Source organism: Mesobacillus sp. LC4, from assembly GCF_053543455.1.
Window position 1 is genome coordinate 351181 of the sequence record NZ_JBGCUB010000004.1, and the last position, 19237, is coordinate 370417.

A 19237-nucleotide genomic window follows, 5' to 3' on the forward strand; every position below is an offset into this window, starting at 1 on the left:
ATGCTGGTGGCCAGCATCCTTTTTTATTGTTAATTCATGACTGGGCAGGTTGTCAGCCACACGCCTGATACACACGTTCTATAACCATTATGATAAACATATTTAGTGCACTGCCAGCATGTGTACCCATCTGGGTTAACTCCAATTTTACTTTGGTAATCCTCAACAGGAGTGGCATTCCTATTTTGATTTTGTGAAGAAGAGGCAATGACAGAACCCGAGAAAACAAGCAGCAATACGAAAGTCAACATGAACAGTTTTTGCATGATTCATCCCCCTTTTTGAAATGAAAAATCGCAATAGAAAACTTTGTAAAAAATTTACTATTATTTATAAAGTACGGAAGGGGACATGGAAATAGAATAGGACGAAGTGTTTATTCCCTAAAAGACCACTTTCGTACTAGAAAGTTAAAAGGATTTTTTCCCAATAAAAAAGCCCGATTAATTTCGGGCTAAGTAAGGCTTTCCATATTATTTTCGATTGAAGTTTCTTCAATAATAGTATTACTGGATGGATTTACTTCTTTCCAGATTCGGAAACTTTCGAGGTCAACAGAAATTTGTTTTAGTACAAAACCAATGACGGCTGCGTCATCAACGATTCCCAGTCCAATCAGGAAATCTGGAACTAAATCGATGGGTGATACGAAGTAGATGATCGAAGCGATGATGGTCAGTATTGATCTTGTAGGGATTTGTCGATATTCCCCCCGTCGCCAGGCTCCGACTAAATCAAACAGGAGCTGGAGATTGTCCCAAATTTCCGCCAGCGCCCCTTTATTCTGATCAGCTTTTTTGCCGGCATCCTTCAGTAAGACATCGGTTTTCTCCGGTTTGTTCATATATTCTTTTGCCTTGGACTCAAACTTTTTATAACCTTCTTCCAGTTTTTTTGTGCCTAACATTGCAAACACCCTTCCTGCTGAAATTCCTTATTTCTTATTTTTACCCTTATGTTTCTCGTATCAAAACATTTCGAGCCTTTAGTAATTTTTTATAGTGATAGACCATCCAAGTCCAAGGTCTGTTTGAAACCAGGGTTTTTGGGAAATTTAAAGGATGATTAAAACTAGTTGACTAATCATGTATATACAAGTAAAATGAAAACGTAATCAACATGTATATACAAGAAGATTGATGAGCTCTTATTTTTATAGTAAATGAAAACGGTAACAGGAGGAGATTAACTATGGATCGACAAGCAGTTGAACAAATTGTTGAAGCTGTCGGCGGTAAGGAAAACATTGCTGCTGCCACCCACTGTGTTACAAGGCTGCGTTTTGCCTTGAAGGATGAAGGAAAAGTAGATAAAGAAAAGCTTGAAAATAGTGACCTTGTAAAAGGATCGTTTTCCGCTAACGGCCAGTACCAGGTAGTGATTGGACAAGGCCTGGTCGATAAGGTTTACGCAGAAATGGTTGCGATTACAGGAATTGGTGAAGCATCGAAAGAAGATATCAAAGATGCTGCAGCTCAAAACTTGAACCCACTTCAAAGGGCAATCAAGACGCTTGCAGATATCTTCATTCCGATCCTGCCGGCAATTGTTACTGCTGGTTTGCTTATGGGAATTAATAATATCCTGACTGGGAAGGACATCTTCTTTGAGGGAAAGGCATTAATTGATGTTTATACTGGCTGGGCTGATTTTGCCAGCATCATTAATTTGATTGCCAATACAGCCTTCGTATTCCTGCCAGGCTTGATTGGATGGAGTGCGGTTAACAAATTTGGCGGAAGCCCGCTTCTTGGTATTGTACTCGGACTCATGCTTGTTCACCCGGATTTGCTGAACGCCTGGGGTTACGGGGCAACAGAGGAAGTTCCTACATGGAATTTATTTGGACTGACAGTTGAGAAGGTAGGTTATCAAGGACAGGTATTACCTGTATTGTTAGCATCCTATGTACTGGCGAGGATGGAAATCTTCTTGCGCAAGCGGATACCTGATGCGTTCCAGCTTTTGACGGTAGCACCTCTCGCACTTTTGATCACAGGTTTCTTGTCATTCATCGTTATCGGGCCAATCACGTTTGCAATTGGAAACCTGATTACTGACGGCGTTGTCGGGATTTTTGATGCAGCACCTGTTATCGGCGGCCTTATTTACGGAGGCTTATATGCTCCACTAGTTATCACAGGAATGCACCATACCTTCCTGGCAGTGGATTTACAGTTAATAGGAACAATCGGCGGTACATTCCTATGGCCGATGGTAGCTCTTTCTAATATCGCACAGGGCTCAGCTGCTTTTGCGATGATGTTTGCTGATAAGGATAATGAAAAGTTAAAAGGTCTTTCAATGACATCAGCGATTTCAGCATGGTTGGGAATTACCGAACCAGCAATGTTTGGTGTGAACCTGCGCTACAGATATCCATTTATCGCAGCGATCATCGGTTCAGCAATCGCTGGGATTGTCATCACCCTTCGCGGAGTTATGGCACCATCGATTGGTGTTGGCGGATTGCCTGCTTTCCTATCCATCTTCACTGAGTTCTGGGGTGTTTTCTTCATCGGGATGGGAATCGCGCTTATCGTACCATTCGTACTGACATTCATTATGGCAAAAACAAGAAAGAAAAAAGAAGCATAATCGCACTAGAGTAAAATCCTGATGGAGGTGGATGTTTTATCATGACTGAACCATGGTGGAAAAAGTCGGTTGTCTATCAAATCTATCCAAAGAGTTTTTATGACACCACCGGCAATGGAACAGGCGACCTGCCAGGGATTATCGCCAAGCTGGACTATTTGAATGAGCTGGGAGTGGACGTCATATGGCTGACGCCGGTTTACGATTCACCACAGCGGGATAATGGCTATGATATTAGGGATTATTACCGTATTTATGAGGATTACGGGACGATGGAAGACTTCGACCGTCTGCTTGAGGAATCTCATTCACGCGGCATCAAAGTGATCATGGATTTAGTCGTGAACCACTCATCAACTGAACATGAGTGGTTCCAGGATGCCCTGAAATCGAAGGAAAGCCGTTACCGTAATTATTATATTTGGAAAGATCCAAAGGAAGATGGAAGCGCACCGACCAATTGGGAATCAAAATTCGGCGGGAACGCATGGGAGTACGATGAGGCTACAGGACAATACTATCTTCATTTATTCGATGTGACCCAAGCCGACTTGAATTGGGAAAATGAGCAGCTTCGCAATGATGTTTATGAGATGATGCATTATTGGTTCAAGAAAGGTATAGATGGTTTCAGGCTTGATGTCATAAACTTGATTTCAAAGGATCAGGATTTCCCTGATGATGATGGATCGGTACCGCCGGGAGATGGCCGGAAATTTTACACAGATGGACCAATGGTGCACGAGTATTTGCAGGAAATGAACGCTGAGGTTCTTTCCAAATATGACAGCATGACGGTCGGAGAGATGTCTTCTACAACCATCGAAAACTGCATCAAATATTCGAATCCCGAGAGAAACGAACTGAGCATGACATTCAACTTCCATCATTTGAAAGTGGACTATGAAAATGGTGATAAGTGGACTCTTGCCGATTTTGATTTCCTTGCCCTTAAACGGATTATGTCCTTATGGCAGGTAGAAATGAACAAAGGTGGCGGTTGGAATGCACTGTTCTGGTGCAATCATGACCAGCCGCGGGTCGTTTCACGTTATGGTGATGATGGTCAATATTACCTCGAATCTGCGAAAATGCTGGGAACCGCAGTGCATATGATGCAGGGGACACCTTATATCTATCAGGGCGAAGAAATCGGCATGACCAATCCTTATTTTGAAAGGATCGAGGATTATCGGGATGTTGAATCCTTGAATATTTATAAAATGAAAATGGAAGAAGGCGTGTCCAAGGAGCAAGTCCTGAAGATTTTGCAAAGTAAGTCACGAGACAACTCGAGGACACCTGTACAGTGGAATGCAGAAAAGCATGCAGGTTTTACAAGTGGTACACCTTGGATCAAGGTTGCTGAGAACTATCAAACGGTGAATGTGGAAAGTGCGCTCGCAGATGAAAATTCAGTGTTCTATCATTATAAAAAGCTGATACAACTGCGCAAGCAATATGACATCATCACTTATGGCGACTACCAGCTCATCCATGAGGAACATCCAGACATTTTTGCATATGTTAGGAACGGACAAAATGAAAAACTGCTGGTCGTGAATAATTTTTATGGTAAAGATACGGTATTTGAGCTGCCTGATTCAGTGAAAGCTGACGGATATAAGGTGGGTGTCTTGTTATCCAACTATACGGATTCAAGTGATGACGTGTCGCGAATTAACCTACGTCCTTACGAATCAATTGTTTATCATCTAACTAAATAAAATATGAAAAGTGGAGGCCGCTGGTGGTCTCCACTTTTTGCAGTTTTTGGAATTTGTAGAGATGACTGTAATTTGGTAGAGATTTTCATCGATTTCGTAGAGATTAAGAATGAATCTAGTCGTAGAGAATATTATCCATTTTGTAGAGATTCACTATAGAAATTATCACTGAGAGTATGGATTGTTATCCATTTGCTTTATTGAGCTGCGAAAATGAATGATTCTCTTATCCCTAGTATGCTAAAGCAGGTTTGATGTTCATTTGTGGGTGGAAAAAGTAAGATATGAGACTATCCCAAATGAAATGAGGTTTATGATATGATTCCGATTCAATCAAATATAGACGGAAAAGAGCTTACCGTTGGAGAACTGAAGAAAAAGCTAGGGCCGCTTGGTTTCAATGTCAATGGGCAGTGGGAATATGACCATGCTTTTATTGATTACAAATTGAATGATGACCATGGTGACCGCCAGTACGTACGGATTCCATTCGAGTCCACGGGAGGCCCGCTTGATGATGATGGCACCTTTGTTCAGATTGGCACGCCATTCCTGCTTGATCATCAGTTTCAGACAGATGTTGATGAGGAAGGGAATATTGGAGCAGTAACCGGTTCTTTTAACCAGTTTAAATCACCTGCAGACAAAGATGCCCCATTCCCAGAGGGACTTGTTGATAGAGGAAAAACGTTGATCAACAAAGCAGAGCAGGCATTGGGCACTTTATAGGCAAACAGCGGCAGCTCCCATTATGGGAGCTGTTTTTATTTGGATTTCCACACGACAAATACTACTGTTTCATTAAGAATGCTATACTAAAAACCATAAGTACGAATCGGAGCGTGAAAATGGCCATGGAACATAAATTGTATTATCGCGATGCATACTTGAAAACCTTTGCTGCGGAACTGGTTGAGCAGAAAGAAGATGAAGCTGGGAGGAAATATGTCACCCTTTCACAGACCGCATTTTATCCCACTGGCGGTGGACAGCCATTCGATACCGGATACCTGAATGGAATTAAGGTAGTGGATGTCGAGGAGGTTGACGAGGAGATCCGTCATTACATAAAAGAAGCTTTGCCCGCAACCAATCGTATTGAAGGCGAAATTAATTGGGATCGCAGATTTGACCATATGCAGCAGCATGCAGGACAGCATATACTTTCCGCAGCATTCGAGGAGCTGTATGGATATAAAACGGTCAGCTTCCATCTGGGGAAAGATACACTGACAATTGACCTTGAAACAGACATGCTTGTTGCTGAAGAGGCGGCAAAGGTGGAGGAACTGGCTAACCAGATGATTCTTGAAAACCGACCAATCATCACTAAATGGGTCGATGAAGAGGAATTGAAGCAGTACAGGCTAAGGAAAGAGCTATCCGTATCAAGTAATATCAGGCTCGTCATCATACCGGACTTTGACTACAATGGCTGTGGCGGCACACATCCAAACAGCACTGCCGAGGTTGGCTCATTGAAAATCCTTGGTTGGGAAAGACAAAAGAAAATCATGCGGATAGAGTTTGTATGCGGCCAAAGGGTGTTGAAGCAGCTTGGCCAGAAACATGAAGTCATCAAAGAACTTACTGTCTTGCTGAATGCACCAGAACAGGAAATGGGTGCAGCAGGAAATAGACTTCTTGGACAAAAGAAAGAACTAGAAAAAACAATTGAAGAAATGAAGGAGCAATTATTAAAGTTCGAAGCAGACGAAATTCTGGGTTCCGGGAAAAACGATGTTATCAGCTCTGTTTTTCAGAACCGAAGTATCCAGGAGCTTCAAAAGCTGGCCAGGCTGCTGGTAGCGAATGCTGAAGAAAAGGTATTTTTGCTGGTATCAGAAAATGAGGACAAGCTTCAATTTGTGTTGGCAAAAGGGAAGAATGCAGATGGGAATTTGAAGGAATGGTCTAAGCAAGCTCTTTCCCTTATTGACGGTAAGGGGGGCGGAAACGAAACCCTTGTACAGGGTGGAGGCAAGTTAATTTCAGGTGAGGAATTCATCAGAGAGGTTACCGGATTTATCCAATGATTTGAATGAAGCGTGAATGATCAAGACGATTTTAAGGTAGAACGATCTAGTTCTAAAGTGGTGATTTCCTTCGAAAAACCATCTTAACTACTGTTTTTACGGTAAAATCTTGATAAATACCGACTTATAGCCTAAATTCGACTTGTTAATTGGGTATACATGAAAGTTTTACCATTTAAAAATAGGTTTAACTCCCTCATAATGGAATTCAACCAGAGAATTAGGGGGAATCAGAATGTTTGATGTTGAAAGAGGATCTGTAGAAGAGGCAATCATGATCCTGCAAAATCTCGGTCTTAAAGTGAATGAATACGAGAAGACGAATTCAATGATTCCGGTAGAAAAATATAAAGAGTTATTGGAATTCACGATTGCGGTAGCAAGGAAAACAAATGAGATCACTGTTACTATAGATGAAATGATGGATGATATAGCAGAAAAAATGTAAATGGATATAGAAGGAGCAGCCAATAAAACTTTGGCTGCTCTTTTTTGCTTGTTTGGTAAGAAACTCTCTCTTCCTTTACTGAGTTTTATCAATGTATTCAAACAGAAAGGATTGTCCGTTTCGGTAAAAGCGTGGGTCGTAAACTCCTAATCTGTCACCGTCGTCAACAATCACGACAAATGGCGACCACTCAGTAAGAGTCTTAGCTTCTGGCTTTTCAGTGAATAAATCATTGAGATCAGCATTCTCAACAGAAGTAAGTTCGTATTGGAGAGTACTATCTTTAAATAGGTTATCATTATAAATGTTGACCTTATCGTCATTTTTAGCGATTACCGTATATGTCCATGGAATGAAGCCTGCTGAAAGGGCAATTTGCTCATATTCTTCCTCGTATTGATTATATAATATCCATCCCTGGATACTTTGAATGACGACGTGCAGAGCGATGAACACCCAAGCTAGTTTGAAATAGGCTGGACTTTTTAGCTTATTGAACTTTGAAGCAACAAATGCGGTGCCGAGAATCACCCAGAAAACGAAGTCAATGATGGGGATCGTCCCAAATGTGACTCTCATATTGGAAAATGGCTCGAGATAGCCGGTTCCCCAGGCGTTGAATAGATCGCTTGTATTATGGATGACAACTGCAAGCCACCCAAGGAAAAAAAGTTTTAAATCTTTTACTTTAAATAGAAGGAAAGATAGTAGAATAAATAAAGCGGCCCATAATGGGGTCAGGAAAATCGAGTGAGTGATGCCGCGGTGCCACATCTGGTAAAGTCCTTCTTGATCCCATAGCTGTGAAATGACATCGATGTCCGGAATCTGGCTTGCGCCGACTGCGGTGAGTAGATAAGCACGCTTTTGAGATTTTTCCATATCTTTTTTATCAACGGTGCCATACAAGGCTAAACCGAAAAGTGTATGGGTAATTGAATCCATGCTGCACCTCCTGAAGTTATTATAAACGGTAAAGGGAAATTTTTAAAAGTTCTGATATGCATTTGCAGGATTGCAAACTTACCGCCAGAAAGATAAGATTAAATTTATAGTAAAAAGAATAAATTTTTTAACTCGAGAATTGTCCAGCTCCAGCGCCTAGCCCGAGACGTTTGTCTAGCTGCGGCTCCTAACTCCTCGAGACGCTTCGGTCCTGCCAATGAAGTCAAAAAACGACTTCACTGTCAGGCCCTCCAGCGCTTGTCGGAGTTGGACAGTCGCCTCCGCTTTTCGAATTCGGTCCTGCCAATGAAGTCAAAGAACGACTTCACTGTCAGGCCCTCCAACGCTTGTCGGGGCTGACCAAGGCGCTTGCGCTTTTCTATGAGGAATTTTGCCTTTAAACAGAAAGGAAACATATAATCATGAAAAAATTAAAAGATGAAGTACAATCGCGAAGAACATTTGCGATTATTTCCCACCCGGATGCCGGGAAAACGACGCTTACGGAAAAATTGCTGTTATTCGGCGGTGCTATTCGTGATGCAGGTACGGTAAAAGCAAAGAAGACAGGGAAGTTCGCAACGAGTGACTGGATGGAAATCGAGAAGCAGCGTGGAATTTCCGTTACATCCAGTGTCATGCAATTTGATTATGATGGCTTCAAGGTCAATATCCTTGACACCCCAGGCCACCAGGATTTTTCTGAGGATACCTATAGAACATTAACTGCGGTCGACAGTGCCGTGATGATCATAGACTCCGCAAAGGGTATTGAGGACCAGACTCTAAAGCTTTTTAAAGTTTGCCGCATGAGAGGAATTCCCATCTTCACCTTCATCAACAAGCTTGACCGCCAGGGGAAAGCGCCACTGGAACTTTTGGCTGAATTGGAAGAAGTGCTTGGAATTGAATCCTATCCAATGAACTGGCCAATCGGCATGGGCAAGGAGTTCCTCGGAATCTATGACCGATTCAACAAACGGATCGAGCAATTCCGTGTAGATGAAGACCATCGCTTTATTCCATTGAATGAAGAAGGCGAAATAGCTGGAGACCATTCTATGAAAGAGTCTTCATTGTATGACCAGACATTAGAGGAAATCATGCTATTGGATGAGGCAGGCAATGAATTTTCCAAGGAACGGATTGCCGATGGAACATTAACACCGGTATTTTTCGGAAGCGCCTTGACGACTTTCGGTGTCCAAACATTCCTTGACTCTTACCTGCAATTTGCTCCGAAGCCACAGCCAAGGAATTCTACTGCAGGAGAAATTGATCCGGAATCAGAGGAGTTTTCTGGATTCATCTTTAAAATCCAGGCGAATATGAACCCAGCCCACCGCGATAGAATCGCATTTCTTCGCATTTGCTCTGGAAAGTTTGAGCGAGGGATGACCGTTCAGCTTAGCCGTACAGGAAAAGCGATGAAACTTGCGCAATCAACACAGTTCATGGCCGATGATCGCAGTACCGTTGAGGAAGCTGTAGCAGGTGACATCATTGGGCTCTACGATCCGGGCACATACCAGATTGGCGATACAATTGTTTCTGGCAAGGAAGGATTCCAATATGAAAGGCTTCCTCAGTTCACTCCAGAACTGTTCGTAAGGGTTTCAGCCAAAAACGTCATGAAACAGAAGCATTTCCATAAAGGAATCCAGCAGCTTGTCCAGGAAGGTGCCATCCAGCTATTCAAGACTTTGAAGACCGAAGAGTATCTTCTTGGCGCTGTAGGACAGCTTCAATTCGAAGTCTTCGAGGCAAGGATGCGCAATGAATATAATGTAGAAGTCCTGATGGAAAGACAGGGTTCAAAAATTGCCCGCTGGATTGAAGGCGACGATGTCAACGAAAACCTTTCCAGCTCAAGAAGCCTGCTTGTGACGGACCGTTATGATAAAAAAGTATTCCTATTCGAGAATGAGTTTGCCTTAAGATGGTTCCAGGACAAGAATCCAGAAGTAAAACTTTATAATCCAATGGATGCGTCATAAAAGCTTGAGCCGGCATTTAAATGTCGGCTCTTTTTATTTGTTTGTTTCGATCAAGTGATTCGTCAGATAAAAACTTATTCGTAAATGGCGGATATTAAATAAAGTCAGGGAAGAACACAGTAATTTTTCAATTGAAGTGTAATATCTATTGACATTTGCCACAACAAATACTATATTAATATTATTCTATAATGCTTTTATGCATAAAAGCGTTTAAGTGAAAAAGTAAAAAACAGTGCTGGCAGAAACTAGTAGAGTCCCCATGAGCAGCAAAAAGAAACTGGATGGTTGCTGAAAATCCAGGCAATGGCTGATTCGAATTACACCTGTCTCGAATAGGCGCTGTTAATGAAGTGGGCAAATGCATTGTTTGCCAATTAGGGTGGTACCGCGGAGCTCCTTCGTCCCTAGATTATATGGAGCTTTTTGTATTTTACTTCTAATTGGGGGAATCATCATGTTAAACCAAAGCCAATCCATTAAATTGAGAACTTCAGAGGCAGCAGCCGTCATAATCTTGCTCCTAGCGGGAATAGGTTATGGCATGATTAAACTGGAGTTAATGCCACATATTCCGGTAATGATCGGGATTGGATCTTTGATCATTTATGGATTGTTGAAAAGAATAAAGATGTCTGAGCTTGAACAAAGTATGATTGACGGTGCAAAGGCTGGGCTCGGTGCGGTAATGATTTTCTTCTTTATAGGGATGCTGGTCAGCAGCTGGATGGCAGCCGGAACCATACCTACATTGATATATTTCGCATTTGAGTTAGTGACTGGAAAGTGGTTTTATGCGATCGTCTTTATCGTCACATCTGTTATTGGGTTGAGCATTGGCAGTTCACTGACAACCTCAGCGGTAATCGGTGTTGCGTTCATCGCGGTCAGTGAAACACTTGGCTTCTCATTGGCAATAACAGCTGGTGCGGTAGTTTCGGGTGCATTCCTTGGCGATAAAATGTCACCACTCTCGGATACAACGGTCCTGGCGTCTTCTACGGTGAAGGTTGATCTATTTGATCATATAAAAAACATGTCATGGACAACGGTACCTGCATTCTTTATTTCACTTATTTTGTTTGCCGCTATGTCACCAGAACTGAGTTCAGTGGACTTTACTAAGCTGCAAAACTTGCAGAATACACTTACAGAGATGAATCTTATACACTGGTACTCGCTCATTCCGCTGGCAATCCTGGCGATCCTTGCATTGAAGAAAGTATCTTCAATACTGACACTTGGAGCAGGAACTCTTTCAGCAATGATCATCAGCTTGGTGGTTGTTCAGCAAGAGGACTGGGGAACACTTCCGGGAATTTTATACACTGGATATGTTTCTGAGAGTGGTAATGAACAGTTGGATTCTCTGTTGTCCCGCGGCGGCATGGAGAGCATGTTCTTTTCAGTATCGCTGGTACTACTAGCCTTAAGCATGGGGGGATTACTGTTCAAGCTTGGCGTTCTTCCTGCTCTGTTGCAAGGACTTGCCGGAAGTTTGGAAAAGGTACCGGTTCTGATTGGATCTTCAGCTTTGTCTGCGATTGGAGTAAACTTTTTGATTGGTGAGCAATACCTTTCGATTATATTGACTGGCAATACATTTGAGGGCCATTTTGAAAAAGCCGGGCTGCATCCGAAAAATTTGTCCCGGGTTCTTGAGGATGCCGGCACAGTACTAAATCCACTCGTTCCCTGGAGTGTGTGCGGTGTCTTCCTCTCAAGCGTCCTTGGAGTCAGCACATTGGAGTACGTACCATTTGCGTTCTTTTGTTTGCTCTCACCGGTATTGACGCTGGCAGCAGGATTTACTGGAATAACCTTATCGAAGACAGGGAAAAATGCGGTGGCATAAGCTGCCGCTTTTTTTTATTTAAATTAATACTGACTATGTGCCCGAACTTCGAGAGAACCCAGGAGATGGGGCACATAAAGCTCGAATATGTGCCAGAACTTCGAGAGAGCTCAGGAGATGGGGCACATAAAGCTCGAATATGTGCCCGAACTTCGAGAGAACCCAGGAGATGGGGCACAAAAAGCCTGAATATGTGCCCGAACTTCGAGGGAACCCAGGAGATGGGGCACAAAAAGCCTGAATATGTGCCCGAACTTCGAGGGAACTCAGGAAATGGGGCACAAAAAGCCCGAATATGTGCCCGAACTTCGAGAGAACCCAGGAGATGGGGCACAAAAAGCCTGAATATGTGCCCGAACTTCGAGGGAACTCAGGAAATGGGGTACATACATCGCCAGATTATGCCCGCAGTCTAAAGTTCGGTCACCATGGCCTTTCGTTTAAAAATTCAACGCCTAAAATTTTCATTAATCAATGGTTTCATTTAAAATGAAAGGTATGTTTACGGGAAACAACTGTTAAAAATTGTTCTTTTTAATTGCATACTGGATAGTTGAATTATCCACCGTGCTTCACTATATTTAGGATGTTAGAGTAATAACCGTCCGGTCAGTCATTGTGTTTTATCGCCGAAAGGAGTTCGTATATGAAAATCAGTAATTTTTCAATCAGAAGACCTGTTTTTACATTAGTGACCATGTTTTTGGTCCTGATTCTCGGGGTTGTTTCATTGATGAGGATTCCTCTGAAACTGATTCCGGATATAAATCCTCCTGTTGGGGTCGTTGTGACCAATTATCAGGGAGCGAGTCCACAGGAAGTAGTCGAAAAGGTTACAAAGCCACTTGAGGCGAATCTGGCTACTCTCCCAGGAATCAAGACGATGACATCGACATCGCAGGAGGGTGCCAACCTGATCCTGATGCAGTTTTCCTGGACAACCAATATTGACGATATCCAGGATGAGGTCATACAAAGGCTTGATATGACACCGATCCCGGACGATGCGAATAAGCCAAGATTCATGAAGTTCGATCCGTCTCAATTTCCAGTCATTCAGTTATCATTAAGCTCAGACCAGGACGAATCTGCACTCAGGGAGCTGGCAGAAGAACTGGAGTTGGAGCTCACAAAGGTTGATGGAGTGGCAAGTGTCAATTTATCCGGCACATCCATCCAGGAAGTGAGGGTGGAACTCGACCAGGAGAAATTGAAGGAGTACAAGCTGAGTCAATCAGATGTTGTCGACCTGATCAGGGCTAACGATGTATCGATGCCTGGTGACACGATTTTGACAGATGGCAAGGAACTGACGACCAGAATCATCAGCTCTTTGGATTCATTGGATACGTTAAAGAAACTGACTGTTTTCAATAATCCTGTGACAAAGCAAAAGGTCACACTTGAGGACGTTGGTAAAGTTGAACTGCAAAAGCAGGATGATAATACCATTACTAGGACGAATCAATCTCCCTCTGTTCTACTGAGTGTACTCCAGCAATCTGATGCTAACACTGCAGAAGTTTCTGAGACTTTTCTTGAAGAATTGGAGGCTTTGCTGGAAAGGGATAAATACTCCGGTATCAAGTCGGAAGTTCTCTTTGACCAGGGTGATTATATCAAAATGGCGATTGGCAATATTTCGAATTCCCTGATTGTCGGGGGATTGCTTGCGATGGCCGTTCTGTTCTTCTTCCTGAGAAATGTAAAGAGTCCGCTGATCATTGGGATTGCGATTCCATATTCAGTCATCTTTACCTTTGTATTAATGTTCTTTGCAGATTTCACTTTGAATATCATGACGCTTGGCGGACTGGCTCTTGGAATAGGGATGTTAGTTGATAATGCCATTGTCGTCATTGAAAATATCTATCGCCATCTTACAATGGGCAAGGATCCGAAAACAGCCGCCAGGGATGGGGCCAAGGAGGTAGGAGCGGCCATAACAGCTTCTACTTTAACGACTGTTGCTGTATTTTTGCCGGTCGTATTCATTTCCGGTATTATCGGCGAGTTGTTTACTGAGTTTGCATTGACCATTTCTTTTAGTTTATTTGCTTCGTTAGTAGTAGCATTGACCGTCGTCCCAATGTTGGCCAGCAGGCTGTTGAAGGCGCCAAAGAAAAACATGGAAACAAGAAGGCAGAGATCTGGATCGATGAGAGGATTGGAAAAATCGATAAGGTGGGCGCTCCGCCACCGTTTCATTGTCATTCTGATTACTTTGCTGATGCTCGCCGGAGGCGGTTATGGGGTGACAACCGTAGGAACTCAGTTTATTCCTCCTACTGATGAGGGGTTCTTCAGCATCAGGGTGAATCTCGAAAATGGAGCGGCTCTTTCAGAAACCCAAAAAGTCATGACAGCACTCGAAGACAAATTGAAAGATGAAGAGGATGTCGACGTTTATGTAAGCTTGATCGGCACTACTCAAGAGGCTTCATTCAGGGGCACGACGAATGCTAATGTCGGGGAACTGTATGTGAAAATGGATGAGCTTGAAGAACGGGAAATCAGTACCTTCCAGTTTGTCGATGATGTAAAAAAAGAATTGGAGCAGGCAGCTGTGAGTGCAAACAGCAGTGCTGAACTAAATTTTAATATGCAGTCCACATCCGGTTCGGCTCCAAACACGCTTACTTTCAATGTCCGGGATTCCAGTGAAAAGCGGCTGAATGAATCAGTTGATTCAATATATAATTCACTCCAGCAACTTGAAGATGTCAATGAACTGACCACAAGCCAGAATGAAACGGTCGAGGAAATCCAGATTACAGTGGACAGGGAAAAGGCACTCGCCCAGGGACTTGCACCAGCTCAGATTGCCATGGTCGTCAACAACGTGACCAGAGGGGATATGGCCACGCAAATGCCAGGGAATGATGGTGAAATTCTTGGTGTATATGTGGAATATGACAGTGAGGTCACGCAGAATATCGATAAGCTGAAACAGCTTTTAATCAAAAAGCCTGATGGAAACTATGTCACTCTTGGACAGGTGGCAAATATTGAAACAGGCAGCGGTCCTGTCAAAATTCAGAGGATCAATCAGCAGGGTGCAGTTGAATTCACGATGAAATACAAATCCTCAACGAACCTTGGCGATATATCCAAAAAGGTTGATGAAAAGATTGAAGAACTTGACCTGCCCGAGGAAACGGAAGTTGTCTTCAGTGGAGACAGGGAGTTGCTCGAGTCTTCAATTGATGATCTTGTTTTGGCGTTCGTGCTGGCGATCATCTTGATTTATCTGGTCATGGCGGCTCAGTTCGAGTCATTGAAGTATCCATTTGTCATCATGTTCACAGTTCCTTTAATGGTTATTGGTGTCGCGCTGGCACTGACGGCAACGAGTACACCAGTCAGCTTGACTGTGGTTATCGGTATCATCGTTCTTGCTGGTATAGTTGTTAACAATGCAATCGTGATCGTCGACTATATTAACCAGAAGAAAGAGCGTGGATTGATTCCGCATGAAGCTATAGTTCTCTCAGTTAAAGACAGGGCAAGGCCTATCCTGATGACCGCATTGACGACTATCCTTGGACTTCTTCCGCTAGCCCTTGGTGTAGGAGAAGGGACAGAAATCAATCAGCCAATGGGAATTACGGTCATTGGCGGCCTGATCAGCAGCACCTTCCTGACGCTGTTTGTCATTCCGGTGGTATATAGTTTCTTTGATAAGGATTATAGAAGAAGAAATAAAATGTATGCGACCCCTGATGGACATCTGGTACCAGCCTATCTGTTAAAGGAGCATACAGAGTCAGGTTATACCGAAGTTGAAGAAAGACAGACATCCTTCCAAAAAGGGAAATATTCGAAAGAAGAAATGGCAGGAATGTTAGAAGAGCTTCTTGAACTCATAAAAGAAGATGAAGATTCAAATCATGATTTAAGAAGGAAAAGATAATATGATATGCCTGGCATTGATTGATATGCCAGGCTTTTTTTTTGAAAACTGATGAACACGGAGAATGAGGGGCTTATTTCAGGCTTAATACCAGATATCCATCGCATTTTTCTGAATAGTCAGGAAAGTTATTGAATATGTAAGCGCTTATCGTTAAAATATAGCTAATTAACGTTGAGGAGGACATTCATGGAGTACGGATACTTTTTCACAGGATTTCCTGGGTTCATCAGCAATCAATTGATTCGAGAAGTTTTGCGTAAAAATGGGGGCAATGGAAAGGTTCATGTACTTGTATTGCCTAATATGATGGATCAGGCAAATACTGAGAGAGCAGCGATCATACAGGAGTTCAGCCTGTCGGAGAGTCAATTTGAGATCATCAAAGGGGACATTACCGCTAGTGGTCTGGCTATCGCCCCAGAGATACAGGCCCAGCTTGAAACAGAAGTAACACATGTTTTCCATCTGGCAGCCATATACGACCTGGCAGTGCCGAAGGATATTGCCTATCGTGTCAATGTAGAGGGTACCAGGAACGTCAATGATTGGTCGAAGTCCTTAAAAGATATCCAGCGATATACGTACTTCAGTACTGCTTTTGTTGCCGGCAGACGGGAAGGTAAATTATACGAGAATGAATTAATCAAGCCGCCCGGTTTTAAAAACTTTTATGAAGAAACTAAATATGAAGCAGAGCTCCTTGTAGAGGCATTGAAATCTGAGGTTCCTGTGACCATCATCAGGCCAGGAATCGTTAAGGGACATTCGAGAACAGGAGAAACCATCAAATTTGATGGCCCCTATTTTATCATGAATTTTATCGACCGCCTCAGCTTCATGCCATTTTTGCCGAAGCTTGGAAAGGGCGAGAGTGTTGTCAATCTGGTGCCGGTGGATTATATTATTGAAGCGACAACCTATTTGACATTTGCTGAAAAGGGTGCAGGAAAAACATATCATCTTACAGACCCTAAACCATATAAGGTTTCCGAACTTTACGCCATGATGATGTATGAATTGATGAAAAAGCATCCAAAAGGAGCCGTTCCGCTGGCTTTGGCAAAAGGAGGACTCAATTTCAAGGTGCTCAGGAGGTATCTCGGAGTTGAAAAGGAAGCACTTGATTATTTTACATGGAAGGGGAGTTTCGATTCTTCCCAGGCACAGGAGGACTTAAAAGATTCCGGCATAAGATGCCCGGATTTCAAGGAAGGTATAGCTGCAATGGCGGCTTTCTACCAGGAGAACAAACATAAAAGTCAATTCCAAATCAATATATCATAAAAATTAATGTATTTTGGCAGGTGAATGAACATGCATTCAGTTAAAGAGGTGCAAAAGATGTCGGTTGTGGCACCAGCGACTGGAAAGATAATAGCCGAAATCGAAGAGACGCCTGTCCAGGAGGTTCCATTCTTCTACCAGAAGGCAAAGGATGGATTCGCTTATTGGAGCAGCCTGGCCCTTTCTGAGAGAACAGGGTACTTGAAGAAACTGAAACAGCTGATGGTCGATGAAATGGACCAAATCGCGAAAGTCATCTCAGAAGATACCGGCAAGGTGTTGACAGAGTCAATAGTGGCCGATATCATGCCGACTCTTGATGCAATCGATCATATTATCAGACATGCGGAAAAGGTATTAAGCAGGAAAAAGGTAAAAACCCCATTATTGCTTTTCGGGAAAAAATCCTTTATTGAATATATGCCACGTGGTGTTGTTCTTGTTATTTCTCCATGGAATTACCCGCTTCAGCTTGCGATGGTTCCGATGATCAGTGCACTTGCAGGAGGTAATGCAGTTATTTTAAAACCATCAGAAGTTACTCCGCTTGTCGGAAAATGCATTGAGGACTTGTTCAAGCGTTCCGGCTTTCCTGAAGGAACAGTCCAGGTCGCACATGGCGGAAAAGAAGTAGGTGCTGCTTTTACGGCGGGTAAGCCAGATTATATCTTTTTTACAGGCTCAGTCAGGACAGGTAAAGTCATTCAGCAGCAGGCAGCGAAAGATTTAATACCTACGACCTTGGAGCTTGGCGGGAAGGACCCGATGATTGTATTTGAGGATGCAAACATCGACAGAGCGGTAAAAGGAGCCGTCTGGGGTGCATTTACCAATAGCGGCCAGGTTTGCATGAGTGCTGAGCGATTATATGTTGAACGATCCATTTATGGCAAGTTCCTTGAAAAGTTGAAAAAAGAAGTCAATTCCCTCCAACAAGGGAACGATATCAATGCAGATGTCGGGTCCATGACGTTTCCTGGTCAGAAAGATGTTGTGAAAGCTCAACTGGATGAAGCACTTGAACGGGGAGCGAAATTAGAGACAGGGTTGAAGCCTTCTGACTGGAAGGGTGACATGTTTTTGCCGCTGACAGTTGTAACTGAAGTGGAACAGGATATGAAAATCATTCAGGAAGAATCTTTTGGTCCATTGCTTCCTGTTGTCCCATTCGATACGGAAGAAGAAGCAATTACCTTTGCTAATGGAACTGTATTTGGTCTGAATGCCAGTGTCTGGACCAAAGATAAAGCGAAGGCTCACCGTGTCGCTTCCAGACTTGTGTCTGGAGCTGTCGTCATCAATGATGTCCTCATCACTGTGGCAAACCACGGTCTGCCGTTTGGAGGAACAAAGGAGAGCGGCATAGGCAGGTATCATTCTGAGGCGGGATTAAGGATTTTTTGTCATGAAAAAGCCATCATGGAAGACATGGGTATCATGAAATCCGAAATACAATGGTATCCCTATAAAGGCAAATATCCGTTATTCCTGAATTTATTCAAAAGCTATTTTTCCGAAAAAAGAGACTGGTTCACTTTTGTGAAAAACTATATCGCTCTTTTAAAAAATAATAAATAATCATTAGCCGTTCCGGTATAGGGACGGTTTTATTTATATGGAAGAAATTAGTGAATTAATATAAAGAATACGAATTATATTTAACAATTAACTGGAAAAATGATAATTTGAAGTACAATTTGGACAATCTAAAACAAGTAGCAAGATGCAGTGGTTTTTATAAGATGTGTTCCTTTTGACAACGTGGAAACCTGGGGACTCATAAAAGCACTAATACTATGACTAAAGGATGAAACGTGACGTGGCGATTAAAAAGAATTTAACCAAATTGGAAGCGGTAATGTGGAGCATCGCACTGCCAGGGTTTGCTCAGTTGCTGACTGGAAACCTTGTTAAGGGAATCTTGTTTGTCCTACTCGAGTTCCTTGTTAATGTGAATAGTAATTTTAACAAAGGAATCATGTACAGTTTCCTTGGGGAGACAGATAAGGCAATGCATGTCCTGGACTATCAGTGGCTGATGTTTTATCCATGTTTATATATGTTCGCCATGTGGGATGCATATAGAAGCGTCATGCCGGAGGAGGAAAAGATTACCTTTCTGCCTTTTGCATTTTCTGCCTATTTTGTCACTGTAGGCTTGATGATATCACCAAAGGTTAAATTATTTGGCCTATTTCCAGGGCCCGTATTCCTTCCAATGCTTTTTGTCATTCCAGGAGTTCTCACGGGATTCCTAATCAGGAAGTTATTACTAAAGTTTTATTATGATTAAGCTATAATTAAGCTTTTTAATCGCTAAAATTCGTTGTATTACCATATATAACAACAATCTTCTTACCCTTCAGTCATATTATTTGACTGGAGCTTTTTTTTTTTTTGAAAAAACCCCCATAACATAGTTAGCGCATAC

General features: G+C 42.6%; 14 protein-coding genes. 11 read left to right on the forward strand and 3 right to left on the reverse strand.

Going from position 1 to position 19237, the window contains the following annotated elements:
- Positions 1-29: 29 nt before the first annotated feature.
- Together AB5I83_RS15080 and AB5I83_RS15085 are read right to left on the reverse strand one after the other, a co-directional pair.
- Positions 30-266, reverse strand: a complete 237-nt coding sequence (locus AB5I83_RS15080; RefSeq protein WP_448976308.1) for a hypothetical protein — start codon at positions 264-266, stop codon at positions 30-32.
- 188 nt (positions 267-454) lie between these two features.
- On the reverse strand, positions 455-907 hold the full coding sequence (locus AB5I83_RS15085; protein ID WP_448976310.1) for a YkvA family protein: 453 nt from the start codon (positions 905-907) through the stop codon (positions 455-457).
- 284 nt (positions 908-1191) lie between these two features.
- Here AB5I83_RS15085 and treP point away from each other — a divergent pair, with 284 nt between their 5' ends.
- The 5 genes from treP to AB5I83_RS15110 all read left to right on the forward strand — a co-directional run bounded on the left by treP (position 1192) and on the right by AB5I83_RS15110 (position 6809).
- The gene (treP, locus tag AB5I83_RS15090) at positions 1192-2598 is read left to right on the forward strand and encodes a PTS system trehalose-specific EIIBC component (RefSeq protein WP_448976312.1); all 1407 of its coding nucleotides are present in this window, start codon (positions 1192-1194) and stop codon (positions 2596-2598) included.
- Between the two features lie 41 nt (positions 2599-2639).
- Positions 2640-4325 carry an alpha,alpha-phosphotrehalase gene (treC, locus tag AB5I83_RS15095; protein ID WP_448976314.1) on the forward strand — a complete coding sequence of 562 codons (1686 nt, stop codon included), beginning with the start codon at positions 2640-2642 and terminating at the stop codon, positions 4323-4325.
- Between the two features lie 318 nt (positions 4326-4643).
- Positions 4644-5054 carry a YugN family protein gene (locus AB5I83_RS15100; protein WP_167834674.1) on the forward strand — a complete coding sequence of 137 codons (411 nt, stop codon included), beginning with the start codon at positions 4644-4646 and terminating at the stop codon, positions 5052-5054.
- 119 nt (positions 5055-5173) lie between these two features.
- Positions 5174-6361 (forward strand): alanyl-tRNA editing protein, encoded by a 1188-nt coding sequence (locus AB5I83_RS15105; RefSeq protein ID WP_448976317.1) that lies wholly within the window; start codon positions 5174-5176, stop codon positions 6359-6361.
- Between the two features lie 235 nt (positions 6362-6596).
- Entirely contained in the window at positions 6597-6809 is a 213-nt protein-coding gene (locus tag AB5I83_RS15110) for a hypothetical protein (RefSeq protein WP_167831964.1), read from the forward strand.
- Positions 6810-6884: 75 nt separating this feature from the next.
- On the opposite strand, the gene AB5I83_RS15115 is transcribed toward AB5I83_RS15110, so the two are convergent.
- Positions 6885-7754: a metal-dependent hydrolase gene (locus AB5I83_RS15115; RefSeq protein ID WP_448976319.1), complete on the reverse strand. Its 870-nt coding sequence runs from the start codon at positions 7752-7754 to the stop codon at positions 6885-6887.
- 422 nt (positions 7755-8176) lie between these two features.
- Between AB5I83_RS15115 and AB5I83_RS15120 the strand changes: the two genes are divergently transcribed.
- The 6 genes from AB5I83_RS15120 to AB5I83_RS15145 all read left to right on the forward strand — a co-directional run bounded on the left by AB5I83_RS15120 (position 8177) and on the right by AB5I83_RS15145 (position 19099).
- Entirely contained in the window at positions 8177-9751 is a 1575-nt protein-coding gene (locus AB5I83_RS15120; protein WP_448976321.1) for a peptide chain release factor 3, read from the forward strand.
- Between the two features lie 457 nt (positions 9752-10208).
- Entirely contained in the window at positions 10209-11606 is a 1398-nt protein-coding gene (gene nhaC, locus AB5I83_RS15125) for a Na+/H+ antiporter NhaC (protein WP_448976323.1), read from the forward strand.
- A 646-nt stretch (positions 11607-12252) separates the two neighbouring features.
- Complete coding sequence (locus AB5I83_RS15130) at positions 12253-15519, forward strand: efflux RND transporter permease subunit (RefSeq protein WP_448976325.1); 3267 nt, start codon at positions 12253-12255, stop codon at positions 15517-15519.
- Between the two features lie 189 nt (positions 15520-15708).
- A complete protein-coding gene (locus AB5I83_RS15135) occupies positions 15709-16806 on the forward strand; it encodes an SDR family oxidoreductase (protein WP_448976327.1) in 1098 nt (365 codons plus the stop codon).
- A 30-nt stretch (positions 16807-16836) separates the two neighbouring features.
- Positions 16837-18384: an aldehyde dehydrogenase family protein gene (locus tag AB5I83_RS15140; protein ID WP_448976329.1), complete on the forward strand. Its 1548-nt coding sequence runs from the start codon at positions 16837-16839 to the stop codon at positions 18382-18384.
- A 280-nt stretch (positions 18385-18664) separates the two neighbouring features.
- A complete protein-coding gene (locus AB5I83_RS15145) occupies positions 18665-19099 on the forward strand; it encodes a hypothetical protein (RefSeq protein ID WP_448976480.1) in 435 nt (144 codons plus the stop codon).
- The last annotated feature ends 138 nt before the right edge of the window (positions 19100-19237 follow it).

Coding starts and splice junctions, on each gene's coding strand:
- AB5I83_RS15110 (WP_167831964.1), top strand. CDS start 6,597: ATGTTTGATGTTGAAAGAGGATCTGTAGAAGAGGCAATCATGATCCTG.
- treP (WP_448976312.1), top strand. CDS start 1,192: ATGGATCGACAAGCAGTTGAACAAATTGTTGAAGCTGTCGGCGGTAAG.
- nhaC (WP_448976323.1), top strand. CDS start 10,209: ATGTTAAACCAAAGCCAATCCATTAAATTGAGAACTTCAGAGGCAGCA.
- AB5I83_RS15135 (WP_448976327.1), top strand. CDS start 15,709: ATGGAGTACGGATACTTTTTCACAGGATTTCCTGGGTTCATCAGCAAT.
- AB5I83_RS15140 (WP_448976329.1), top strand. CDS start 16,837: ATGCATTCAGTTAAAGAGGTGCAAAAGATGTCGGTTGTGGCACCAGCG.
- AB5I83_RS15100 (WP_167834674.1), top strand. CDS start 4,644: ATGATTCCGATTCAATCAAATATAGACGGAAAAGAGCTTACCGTTGGA.
- treC (WP_448976314.1), top strand. CDS start 2,640: ATGACTGAACCATGGTGGAAAAAGTCGGTTGTCTATCAAATCTATCCA.
- AB5I83_RS15120 (WP_448976321.1), top strand. CDS start 8,177: ATGAAAAAATTAAAAGATGAAGTACAATCGCGAAGAACATTTGCGATT.
- AB5I83_RS15130 (WP_448976325.1), top strand. CDS start 12,253: ATGAAAATCAGTAATTTTTCAATCAGAAGACCTGTTTTTACATTAGTG.
- AB5I83_RS15115 (WP_448976319.1), bottom strand. CDS start 7,754: ATGGATTCAATTACCCATACACTTTTCGGTTTAGCCTTGTATGGCACC.
- AB5I83_RS15105 (WP_448976317.1), top strand. CDS start 5,174: ATGGCCATGGAACATAAATTGTATTATCGCGATGCATACTTGAAAACC.
- AB5I83_RS15085 (WP_448976310.1), bottom strand. CDS start 907: ATGTTAGGCACAAAAAAACTGGAAGAAGGTTATAAAAAGTTTGAGTCC.
- AB5I83_RS15145 (WP_448976480.1), top strand. CDS start 18,665: ATGTGGAGCATCGCACTGCCAGGGTTTGCTCAGTTGCTGACTGGAAAC.
- AB5I83_RS15080 (WP_448976308.1), bottom strand. CDS start 266: ATGCAAAAACTGTTCATGTTGACTTTCGTATTGCTGCTTGTTTTCTCG.